The sequence below is a fragment of the Acinetobacter sp. UBA6720 genome, from assembly GCF_002454215.1.
Taxonomy (GTDB): domain Bacteria; phylum Pseudomonadota; class Gammaproteobacteria; order Pseudomonadales; family Moraxellaceae; genus Acinetobacter.
Map to the genome: position 1 here is coordinate 1 of NZ_DKIK01000126.1, position 8,167 is coordinate 8,167.

At 41.3% G+C, this 8,167-nt stretch carries 9 protein-coding genes; 1 reads left to right on the top strand and 8 read right to left on the bottom strand.

What is annotated here, in order from left to right:
- Positions 1 to 37: 37 nt before the first annotated feature.
- From B4F08_RS10790 to B4F08_RS10805, 4 genes are all read right to left on the bottom strand, one after another.
- Positions 38 to 886, bottom strand: coding sequence for a sulfurtransferase (locus tag B4F08_RS10790; protein WP_291374364.1), 849 nt, complete (start codon positions 884 to 886; stop codon positions 38 to 40).
- A gap of 171 nt (positions 887 to 1,057) precedes the next feature.
- Positions 1,058 to 2,260 carry a nicotinate phosphoribosyltransferase gene (gene pncB, locus B4F08_RS10795; protein WP_119063332.1) on the bottom strand — a complete coding sequence of 401 codons (1,203 nt, stop codon included), beginning with the start codon at positions 2,258 to 2,260 and terminating at the stop codon, positions 1,058 to 1,060.
- A 116-nt stretch (positions 2,261 to 2,376) separates the two neighbouring features.
- Positions 2,377 to 2,871, bottom strand: coding sequence for an ankyrin repeat domain-containing protein (locus B4F08_RS10800; protein WP_086210329.1), 495 nt, complete (start codon positions 2,869 to 2,871; stop codon positions 2,377 to 2,379).
- Between the two features lie 142 nt (positions 2,872 to 3,013).
- Positions 3,014 to 4,534: a catalase gene (locus tag B4F08_RS10805; RefSeq protein WP_086210330.1), complete on the bottom strand. Its 1,521-nt coding sequence runs from the start codon at positions 4,532 to 4,534 to the stop codon at positions 3,014 to 3,016.
- A 231-nt stretch (positions 4,535 to 4,765) separates the two neighbouring features.
- Here B4F08_RS10805 and dtd point away from each other — a divergent pair, with 231 nt between their 5' ends.
- Positions 4,766 to 5,206 (top strand): D-aminoacyl-tRNA deacylase, encoded by a 441-nt coding sequence (dtd, locus tag B4F08_RS10810; RefSeq protein ID WP_086210331.1) that lies wholly within the window; start codon positions 4,766 to 4,768, stop codon positions 5,204 to 5,206.
- 47 nt (positions 5,207 to 5,253) lie between these two features.
- Here the strand turns inward: dtd and B4F08_RS10815 are convergent, their stop codons facing one another.
- The 4 genes from B4F08_RS10815 to serB form a co-directional block, all read right to left on the bottom strand.
- On the bottom strand, positions 5,254 to 5,766 hold the full coding sequence (locus tag B4F08_RS10815) for a hypothetical protein (RefSeq protein WP_291374365.1): 513 nt from the start codon (positions 5,764 to 5,766) through the stop codon (positions 5,254 to 5,256).
- Positions 5,767 to 5,830: 64 nt separating this feature from the next.
- Positions 5,831 to 6,310 carry an SCP2 sterol-binding domain-containing protein gene (locus B4F08_RS10820; RefSeq protein ID WP_004691804.1) on the bottom strand — a complete coding sequence of 160 codons (480 nt, stop codon included), beginning with the start codon at positions 6,308 to 6,310 and terminating at the stop codon, positions 5,831 to 5,833.
- A gap of 150 nt (positions 6,311 to 6,460) precedes the next feature.
- The gene (gene aciT / locus B4F08_RS10825; RefSeq protein ID WP_004691806.1) at positions 6,461 to 6,796 is read right to left on the bottom strand and encodes a ciprofloxacin tolerance protein AciT; all 336 of its coding nucleotides are present in this window, start codon (positions 6,794 to 6,796) and stop codon (positions 6,461 to 6,463) included.
- A gap of 410 nt (positions 6,797 to 7,206) precedes the next feature.
- On the bottom strand, positions 7,207 to 8,167 hold a 961-nt coding region (serB, locus tag B4F08_RS10830), incomplete at its 5' end, for a phosphoserine phosphatase SerB (protein WP_291374366.1).

Sequence of the window (8,167 nt, forward strand, 5' to 3'; positions counted from 1 at the left end):
TGAATGAAAATTTGTTTTTTTAAGCGTGATGTGAGGCTCAAGACGGCATCTCTCCGGTAATGATAGGACTGTCGAGGCGGTTGCCCCATTCACTCCACGCACCGTCATACGCCTGAATATTCCAACCCAATAAACGACCTAAAATATAAGCCAGTCCTGAACGGTGATGTGACTGACAATACACCACCACAGGTTCATTTAAGTTAAAACCCAATTGCTCTAAGCGTTGCTGCGTGCGTTCTAAAGGGTGCAATCTTAAATGATTTTCACGGTTAAGTGCAGTACTCCATTCAAAATGTAATGCATTTGGAATGTGACCACCGCGTCGCGCTGCAAGGCGGAGACCCGTATATTCATCTTCTGTTCGGCAGTCCCAGAGTTGGACCTGACTACTTTGAACTTTCTCTAATAACTCAGTATATTCAATTCGATACTGCTGTATTTTGGCTTGATCGACCTGTACCAAAGCACTGACAGATTCAAACTGCTCCACCTCAGACGTCGTTGGCAATCCTGCTGCAAGCCATGCATGAATTCCACCATTCAGCAGGCTGGTATTTTCAAAACCTAAGCAGTGTAAATTCCAAATCAAACGCCCAGCCCAAGCACCACCTTCATCATCGTAAACCACCACATGATGCTCGGGTGAAATATTCAGATAAGAAATCAGGTCTCGTAGCCCCTCAGCATCGGGTAGTAAACCCGTAGCCTGTTCGTCTTGGCGTACTAAAAATTTTGGCTTTAAATGCAAAGCATGTGGAATATGCAACTGGTCATAGACCGAGGCGCGACTTAAATCTACGATGCGTAGTTTTTCATTGCCTAAATGCGGAACCAACTGTTCTGCTTCTATCAGTAAGCCAAAATTAAAGGCAGAATGTGTCATATTATTTCGTATATTTTCAGGTCATGCTTTGATCTTAGCACAACTCATTTTTACAATTATTCTGATTTTTTGCATTCCTTTAGCAGAATTATAGATATCTCTATTTGTCTCATTTAAAAAGCGTAATGCCAAAATGAATTCTGGCATTACAAACACTAGAGTTATATAAACTTATACCTCAGTAATCTCAAAAATTTGACGTAAATAGGCCAAAAAAGTATCGTTATCAGTCATGGTCTTACCTGGACTATCAGAAATTTTCGCAACCGACTGACCATTACATTCAACTAGTTTAAGCACAATATTTAGTGGCGTTTGCCCCATGTCATTGGTCAAATTGGTGCCTATCCCGAAACTCACTTGAAAACGGTCTTTGAAATAGTTGTGTAAATCCCACGCTTTCTCTAAATTCAGTCCATCACTAAAGGTCAGCATTTTGGTTTTACTGTCAATTTTCAGCTTTTTATAGTGAGCATAGGCCTTATCGCCCCATTCATACGGGTCGCCACTATCATGACGCAAGCCATCGAACAGTTTGGCAAAGTACAGATCAAAATCACGCAGGAATGCATCCATCCCCACCACATCCGTCAAAGCAATGCCTAAATCACCGCGGTACTCTTGTACCCACGTTTCCAGTGCTGATTTTTGGAAATTACGTAAACGTACATCCAACGCTTGGAAGGCTTGTAGGAATTCATGCGCCATGGTGCCAATCGGGGTAAGACCTAATTGCTTCGCAATTAAGACGTTACTGGTACCACGGAAAATATGTGGTGCAGCTTGATTAAACACTTCAATCACATGTTTTTGCCACGCGAGACTATAGCGTCGACGTGTACCAAAATCAGAAACTAAAAATGGGGGATCATTTGGGGTTTGCGATGTTTCATAGTGTTTTAATAAGGCCACTTTAGCTTGTAGTCGACGTTCGCCCTCAGCCATGACCTCATCTGTCCGAATACGACGGAAATACAACTCATTGACGATGGCAAGCACAAAGATTTCAAACATCATGGCTTGAACCATCGGCCCTTCAATCCGAATATCTAAACGACCTTGGTGATCAATACTGGCCACAATAAAACGACGTTTGAGTTGAAACAACTCTAAATAATCAACAAAGTCACTTTTGATAAAGCGCAAACCGCGTAGATATTGCAGTTCATCGTCTTGAAAACGCAGTAGGCAAAGCAAATCTAATTGGTGATTTAAATCATCCAGAATGTCGACCAAAGGATAAACCGTGTCATCCAAATTACGGCAACGAAACTGGTACACACTATGTGCTTGAGGGAACTTATGCAGTACCACCTGTAGCATCGTAAATTTGTACAGATCAGTATCTAATAAGGATTGGATGATGGCAGACATATCATTTTCGGTTTTTAGCAACTTATTGCATTAAAGCACATTTTTTTAAACTGCATAGCCATGTTTTAGTAATTCACTAGCGCTATTCGACCAAGGTTCAAAGTGAAATGTGCTTTTTACTTTTGTTGAGACTCTGTTTCTATCCATTTTTCCAGCTGTTGTTCTTGACCAATCACTTTTGCAAATTCTCGTACTGTTTTTTGACCTGTCTGTTTGGCCTGTACATCACAATCAACTTGGCGTAGCTGATTGGCAATCGACCATTCCAGCTTAAATATTGCCCCCATAAGAGCCGTATTGCCTTTGTGATCGCGTAAACATCGGTCAGCACCATGTATTAATAACAGCGTTACGACATCTTGATGACCATAATAACTGGCGATCATGAGCCCAGTAAAACCTGCGTGGTTTTTCTGATTGACTGGAAAACCATACTTTAAAAATTCACTCATCACATCTTGATTGCCAGTTCGAGTTGCAGCAAAAAATAGATCTATTAAAGCTTGTTGCGATTGTGCTAAGGATGCTGTCGAAGTCGTTTGTTCTGCATAGACAACCGAAGTACTTAGACTGAGCACTGCAACCATTAAACCGTTAAATAGAAATTTCATGACATATCTTCCACTGTTTAGCGGTTAAAAATACAATGCCTGTAAAACTCGCCCTAGGGTTGCAGGAAAGGTTCTGAGTTTTACAGGACTCTTGGGAGGTGACGTCCTCGCCCTAGTCACCAATTTTGTTCAGACGTGTCCATTAGTCTTGTAGCAATGCTGCTTTCGCTTCTACTTGCTTAAGATTTCCTTTGGTTGCCGCAGTTAAACGTCTGCCATAATCTGCATCCGCTTTATAAAAATATGACAACATCAGATTTTTGGTTTCTGGATCTTTGACTTGACCTAAGTCGGCCGCAAGGTTCCGAATCAAATCATTTTTTTCCTGTGTTGAATAAGAGCGGTATAACTCACCAGCTTGTTTAAAAGGCTGTTCTTTTTGAATCGCCTGTTGCAACACTTTTTCACCCAGAGGTGTATTCACAGCCTTGGCATGTAATACCGCGGACTTAGGCTCGGCACGACTGGGTTCATAGTTCACATCAGAATCACGATGCGACATATTCATCGCGCCTTCCTGATTGTTATTTTGGACAGCGACAAGCGGACGGTTGACAGGAATTTGTTGATGGTTTGCTCCCAAACGATACATTTGCGTATCTGAATAAGAGAAAATGCGACCTTGCAACAAACGGTCTTCTGATGGTTCGATACCTGGGATTAAATTTCCTGGTGCAAAAGCTGATTGTTCCGTTTCATTAAAGAAGTTCTTTGGCATGCGATTCAGCGTCAATGTTCCAACTTTGAATTCTGGAACTAAATGAGTTGGCCAAATTTTAGTTGCATCCAATGGATTAAAATCAAAATTATTTAAGTCTTTAGGATCAATCACTTGAATATACAAGTCCCATTTCGGGAAATGACCTGCATTGATATTGTTATACAAATCATTGGTTAAATGGTTGAAGTCCTTCGCCTGCATTGCAGCCGTTTCTTCCAGATTCATACCTTTTACCCCCTGCTTCGTACGGAAATTAAATTTCACGTACTTATATTCACCTTTAGCGTTATAAAGCTTAAAGGCATGTACCCCAAAACCATCCAGATTACGATAGCTCACAGGTGTACCCAAATTTGAGTAAACATAGGTCAACATGTTGACTGACCAAGGTTGGCTTTGTAGAAAGTCGAATACGCGATTGGCATCTTGTACATTTGACACAGGACTTGGCTTCATGGCATGAATGAAGTCTGGAAATTTGATGGCATCACGAATAAAAAACACAGGAAGATTATTTCCCACTAAATCCCAATTGCCCTCTTGTGTGTAAAATTTCAAGCCAAAACCATGTGGATCACGTAAAGTTTCTGGTGAACCTTTCGGATGAATGACGGTAGAAAAGCGTAAAAATACAGGGGTTTTAGTGCCTCCCTTAAACATGGAAGCCACGGTTAAATCGGATAAATCTTTGCTTGCAACAAACTCACCATAGGCCCCTGTACCACGCGCATGTACGACTCGCTCAGGAATACGCTCTCGGCCAAAGCGTTGCAGTTTTTGAACGAGTTGAACATCTTGCAGTAAAGTCGGTCCGTATTCGCCCGCAGTTATTGAGTTCTGATTGTCTCCGACTGGTGCACCATTATCTTTGGTTAATGTCGCTGCTTGTGTAACACCCGTCGCAGTTGCCAACATTGCAACTAACAAAGAAAACTTAAACATCGTTTCTATCTCACTAAAATTCCTACCTTTCCTGCGTCAGCCAAGATACAAAAATTACACAAATTGTTAAAACGGATAATTTTCATAAATTTAATCGGTTTATGGAATAGTGTGATCTTTATTCGCTATTCTTCAGTCATTTATGTGCAAAATATGCTTGATGATCTGCTCAGGCAATATAGGTTTGCTACAATTCCACTTTGCATAATCAAGCGATAGATCAAATCAATCATGCGAGCCTTATTACAACGCGTTCTCGAAGCCAAAGTGGTCGTCAATGGTGAAACCACTGGCGAAATTCAACACGGTATCTTGGTTTTCTTAGGTATAGGAAAAGATGATACCTTCGAAAAAGGGAAGAAACTGGTCGATAAGATCTTAAAATATCGTTTCTTCGATGACGAACAAGGTAAAATGGGTTGGAACGTGAGTCAGGCAGGTGGTGGAATCTTACTGGTCTCTCAGTTTACCTTGATGGCGCAGACGCAAAAGGGCTTGCGTCCTGACTTTGGACCCGCTATGCCACCAAATGATGCCCAAGCCTTATATGAACAATTGGTTGACTATGCCAAGGCCCAGTTTGAAACTGTACAGACAGGTATTTTCGCCGCCGATATGAAAGTACATTTGGTCAATGATGGCCCTGTGACTTTTAATTTAGAAGTCGAATAAAAAAGCAACGTATCAAAAAGCCCTCAGTTGAGGGCTTTTTGATAGGATTAAATTTGCTTGATGAATTGTACTCGCGCCAACATATCCTTAGGTACTTCATCAATGAGCATAACGGTAAGATTTTGATTGTTTTGCATCTTGTTACTTTCAGTATTAGAAATCTCTAAAAGTGTATTCACATCATTAGGGCTTAAGCTATACATAGCACCAGTAGCAGGATCAACAATCAAAAAGCCAACTAATCCACCAAAAACGATATTAGCTATATACCAACCATTCATTTTTGCAGTGACATCTACGGTTTTCTGTTGATAGCCTTCTTTTGAAAATGTAACATCATAACTTGCGGGTTTAAAATACCCATTACCACGTTTAAGAGTGACCGTTGCAGGGGTTGAGCCTGTATGAATTTTCTCACCCAGTTTATTTGTGATCACAATATTTGCTGTGTCAGGAACTGACTTAAATGTAAGTGTCTGCGTTGAGCCAGACATAATACTCGCACAACCTGTTAGTGCTAAAGATGCTGTCATTAATGTTGCAGTTAAAAAAGTTTTCATAAAAAAATTACCCCCATAATTTGGGGGCAATCATATTGATAAATATATTATTTTTCAATAAAACTTACTTACCCGTTTTTTCTTTTAAAAACGCACGAGCGGCTTTAATTTTTGCTTTCACAGGCTTTGGTAGCTTTGGCGGAACCAATTTTGCAACTTGGTTAAACCAAACCAAGAGACCAAAATCACCTTCCATTTTAATGCTGCCGTTTTGCATGCCAGTCATAAATGCGGTTGGATCACCTTTGATTAAAGTTTTCACACCCTGCTCACTGTCCGCAAACTGTAAAATAAAATCGGCTTTTTCAGCATCACCTGAAACCGTATCAATCTGTCCATTATTGACAATAATTTGGCGGGCCATACCCAAATCCGTACCAATCTGAATACGGAACTGACGCTCATGAACCAATTCAATAAATTTTGGGCTAGTGCGTGCCAGTTGTTTCATACGCAGTGCCAGACCTGTAACCATTAAATCCAGCGGATCCGTGCTGACATCAACCAATGGAAGTTTAACCACAGGAATTGAAGATAGTTTCATGACATGTAAGCCTATTGTAATTGTTGATAAATTGACTGTTTCCAATCCTACCACAAGTTGCCATTTTTACTGCTAGGCTTTGTATAACAATCATGTAAGAACGTAAAAAAGATGCCCTAGGCATCTTTTTGTACGGTATGTACTTATGACTTAGCGGCTAGAACATTGCTGTTGGTCATCTTCATATACAGGTGTATGTTCAATACAACGGCGCTGCGCCAATGCACGTTCTGCACGACGGTCTTCACGTAGAAGTAACATCGTCACAATAAGCATCGCTGAAGTTAAAGCAGTTAAGTAGCTATAAGTGATTGGCATTTCAAAGACTGCTTGCACACCTAGGCGAATGACTTCCAGTATTCCCCAAAACACCATACCCGCCACCATAAAACTCAACCAGCGACGATAAGGCGAAAAGAAAACAGCAATCAACGCAGCGGCGACTAAACTCAAGCCAACGATGGTAGCTAAATTCGCTGTTACCATAAAAACCTCCGTCTAAGATCAGTTCAAGCGATCTATACACTGCGCTGAACCCATCCCCTATACCGTTTAAAATTAATGGATTGTGTAGCTTTCAAACTCTATGCATGCATTATGAGCAGTTTTGAAAAGAAAAAAAGGCTTGTATTTTTAGAATGCGACATACCTTGTCGCCATATTATATTGTCATTACATTTTTTTAGATTTGAACTTTTCCAAAACAAAGACACGCTCGGTCTTGGCGTGTCATTACAAAATAAAACCCTTAATTTCAGCAGTTAAAAATATTTTTTTCGATTCTGTTGATCGTTGTTTTTATCAACATTTTTCACTGACCACTCATCGCTTTTTGCTTAAATTTGCAACAAAAAAACGCAGCTCGAGGGCTGCGTTTTTTATCCTCACAAATGCTTTTAGGCACGATTCAAATCTTTATCATGCACGCCCAATAAATACAGAACACCATCTAAACCAACACTTGAAATAGCTTGATTCGCGTTTTGTCTTACCAATGGTTTCGCTCGGAATGCGACCCCTAAACCCGCAATCGACAGCATCGGTAAATCGTTTGCACCATCGCCTACAGCAATGGCTTGTTCAAGCGAAATCCCCATCTTTTCAGCTAATTCACGCAGCAATAATGCTTTACGTGCACCATCGACAATGTGGCCTTTCACTTCACCTGTCACTACGCCATTTTCAACATCTAGGATATTGGCATGCACTTCATCAATGCCCAATTTCGCTTGTAAATACTCAGCAAAGTACTGGAACCCACCCGATAAAATCGCGGTACGGTAACCTAATGCTTTTAAAGTTGAGATTAAACGTTCCGCACCCTCTGTAACGGTCAAGCGTTCCGCAATCTTAGGTAGAACAGAAGCATCCATTCCTTTGAGCAGTGCGACACGTGCACGGAAACTTTGTTGGAAGTCCAACTCACCCTGCATGGCACGTTCTGTGATTTCAGCTACTTGTGCGCCGACACCTGCTTCAATAGCTAACTCATCAATCACTTCTTGCTCGATTAAGGTCGAGTCCATATCAAAACAGACCAAACGTCGGTTACGGCGGTAGGCATTGTCTTCTTGAACCGCGACATCGACATTCAACTCATGTGATAAGCGTAAGCAAGCCGCACGCATCGCTGCAGCATCCAGCATTTGTCCGCTTAAACCAAATTGGACACAAGCGCGCTTTGGCCCATCCAATTCGCCATTTAAGACTGGACGACCTGACAAACGGGTCACAGTTTCAATGTTGAAACCTTGGTTGGACACAATATTTGTAACTGCTTGTAAGTGTGCAGCCTCAAGCTCTGGCGCCAAAGCCGTGACTATATAGCGCGTCCGTCCACCTTCGCTCACCCACTGG

Coding starts and splice junctions, on each gene's coding strand:
- B4F08_RS10805 (WP_086210330.1), bottom strand. CDS start 4,534: ATGTTTAAGTTTTCTTTGTTAGTTGCAATGTTGGCAACTGCGACGGGT.
- aciT (WP_004691806.1), bottom strand. CDS start 6,796: ATGGTAACAGCGAATTTAGCTACCATCGTTGGCTTGAGTTTAGTCGCC.
- B4F08_RS10815 (WP_291374365.1), bottom strand. CDS start 5,766: ATGAAAACTTTTTTAACTGCAACATTAATGACAGCATCTTTAGCACTA.
- B4F08_RS10820 (WP_004691804.1), bottom strand. CDS start 6,310: ATGAAACTATCTTCAATTCCTGTGGTTAAACTTCCATTGGTTGATGTC.
- B4F08_RS10790 (WP_291374364.1), bottom strand. CDS start 886: ATGACACATTCTGCCTTTAATTTTGGCTTACTGATAGAAGCAGAACAG.
- dtd (WP_086210331.1), top strand. CDS start 4,766: ATGCGAGCCTTATTACAACGCGTTCTCGAAGCCAAAGTGGTCGTCAAT.
- B4F08_RS10800 (WP_086210329.1), bottom strand. CDS start 2,871: ATGAAATTTCTATTTAACGGTTTAATGGTTGCAGTGCTCAGTCTAAGT.
- pncB (WP_119063332.1), bottom strand. CDS start 2,260: ATGTCTGCCATCATCCAATCCTTATTAGATACTGATCTGTACAAATTT.